This is a genomic window from Finegoldia magna (assembly GCF_018371055.1).
GTDB lineage: Bacteria > Bacillota > Clostridia > Tissierellales > Peptoniphilaceae > Finegoldia > Finegoldia magna_I.
The window spans coordinates 1-2201 of record NZ_JAGYZD010000264.1 but is presented as its reverse complement, the minus strand read 5'-3'; the positions used below and the strand labels follow the sequence as shown (position 1 = coordinate 2201).

Annotated in this window: 2 protein-coding genes; both read right to left on the bottom strand. The window is 35.7% G+C overall.

All coding sequences use genetic code 11. The features are described 5' to 3' along the window. Positions 1 to 99: 99 nt before the first annotated feature. The gene (gene fumC, locus KHW44_RS08890) at positions 100 to 1458 is read right to left on the bottom strand and encodes a class II fumarate hydratase (RefSeq protein ID WP_304068612.1); all 1359 of its coding nucleotides are present in this window, start codon (positions 1456 to 1458) and stop codon (positions 100 to 102) included. A 13-nt stretch (positions 1459 to 1471) separates the two neighbouring features. Beyond that, positions 1472 to 2200 carry an ABC transporter permease gene (locus KHW44_RS08885; RefSeq protein ID WP_304068609.1) on the bottom strand — a complete coding sequence of 243 codons (729 nt, stop codon included), beginning with the start codon at positions 2198 to 2200 and terminating at the stop codon, positions 1472 to 1474. Position 2201: the final 1 nt, after the last annotated feature.

Genomic DNA, 2201 nt, shown 5'->3' with positions numbered 1-2201 from the left:
ACATATATCGTTAATTTCTTTTTCATATTCTCCCCCCATTACCCTCATACTTATTATATATTTTATATTATTATTTTTCAATATAAAATATTTTTTTAACTAGCACATTTTTGTAGGGTCGACGTATTCGTCAAATTCTTCTTCTGTTAGAATTTCCAAATCAAGCGCTGCTTGTTTAAGTGTTGTGTTGTTTTTGTGTGCATATTTTGCGATTGTACTAGCTTTGTCGTAGCCAATTTTGGTGTTAAGGGCAGTTACTAGCATCAATGAATTGTTCAAATAATAATCTATGACTTCTCTGTTTGCTTTGAGTCCTCTTAGACAATTATCTGTAAAAGATTTTGTAGCATCTTTGATTAGTCGTACTGATTGCAACGCGTTATATATAATCACAGGCATATATACGTTTAGTTCGTAATTTCCTTGGCTTGCTGCGACTTGAATTGTCGTGTTGTTGCCCATTATTTGTACACAAACCATAGTCAATGCTTCTGCTTGTGTTGGATTTACTTTGCCAGGCATGATTGATGAGCCCGGTTCATTTGCTGGAATTGACAATTCGCCGATTCCACATCTTGGACCACTCGCCAAAAATCTCACATCATTTGCAATTTTCATCAAATTATTAGCAAGGGCTGTGATTGCTCCATGAGTATAGCTTATTGCATCCTTTGATGTAAGCGCGTGGAATTTGTTTTCTGCAGTGACGAATTCTCCTTTTGTTTGGGCATTTATTTCATCTACTACCATTTGGTCGAATCCTTTAACTGCGTTGAGTCCTGTTCCCACAGCTGTAGCTCCAATTGCAAGTTCGTTTAACGCTTTGCTTGCTTCAATGATGTGTTGTTTGCCTTTTCTAATCATGAAAAGCCATCCCGATATTTCTTGTGACAATCTTAGAGGCACTGCATCTTGCAAATGTGTACGTCCGATTTTGATGATATCTTTGTTTTCTTCCATCAATTTTTCCAAGACTTTTTCAGTATTTTCTAATTCTTCGATTAGTTCTGAATCAATCATGTGTTTAAGTGCAATGTGGATTGCAGATGGGAATGTATCGTTAGAACTTTGGGATTTGTTCACATCATCGTTCGGATGAATGATGTTCTCCCCAATCTTTTTGTTTGCGATGTGTGCGATAACTTCGTTCACATTCATGTTGGATTGCGTTCCAGATCCAGTTTGCCACACAGCTAGTGGAAATTCGCTGTCATGTTTGTGATCCAAGATTTCATCACATGCACCCACAATCAAATCCTTCTTTTCGTCTGTAAGTTTTCCCAATTTGTTATTAGAAATCGCACACGCTTTTTTTAATCTTGTGAGCGCTTTGATGACTTCAAGTGACATTTTTTCTGTTCCGATTTTAAAATTGTTGAAACTTCTTTGAGTTTGTGCTCCCCACAAAACATCGTCACTTACTTCGATTTCACCGATAGAATCCTTTTCAATTCTCATTTTTTTCCTCCAATTATAATTCAAAATTTATTTGTTCTCTATTATTAATCAAACTTTTGTATCCCAAATAAAGCGACAAGAAACTTGCAATGTTGACACTTGCGCAGATGGCTATCATCACAGATATCTGATAAATTATCGCAGTGTTTGGGCTAACTCCTGAAAGGATTTGTCCTGTCATCATTCCCGGAAGACTTATAATTCCCATCGCAATCATACTGTTCAAATTCGGTAGTATAGCCATTTCTACTGATTGATTGACAATCGGAATAAGCGCTGTGTCTGCACTTACTCCCAAATTAATTAACGTTGTGATTTTGTTTTTGTTTAGTTTCAGATTTTCGTTTAAGTAATTTACTCCCAAATTCACAGCCGTCATTGTATTTCCGAAAAGCATTCCAGAAATTGGAATCGCATATTGTGCATCCAAAATCGGCTTTCTGATTACAAATCCCACGTAGAAACATTCTACCAGTAATCCTGAAAATAATACGCTAAATCCTATAATCGCTTTGAATTTGTCAGATAAATGATTTCCCTTGAACACCTTCAAACTGCTGAATGTCGCCATTACCAATATGTAAATTATTACAAATAAATTGTTGTTCGCATTTATCACATAAGTTAGGATGAAACCTGCTATAATAAGTTGTACAGTCATACGAACACTTGCTACAACTAGCATTTTTGTTTTGTTGATACGACATTTCTTCATTACGAATAACACAACTAACAAAAGCAAA

Excerpts from the sequence above, each read along its gene's own strand:
- fumC (WP_304068612.1), bottom strand. The coding sequence starts at position 1,458 with ATGAGAATTGAAAAGGATTCTATCGGTGAAATCGAAGTAAGTGACGAT.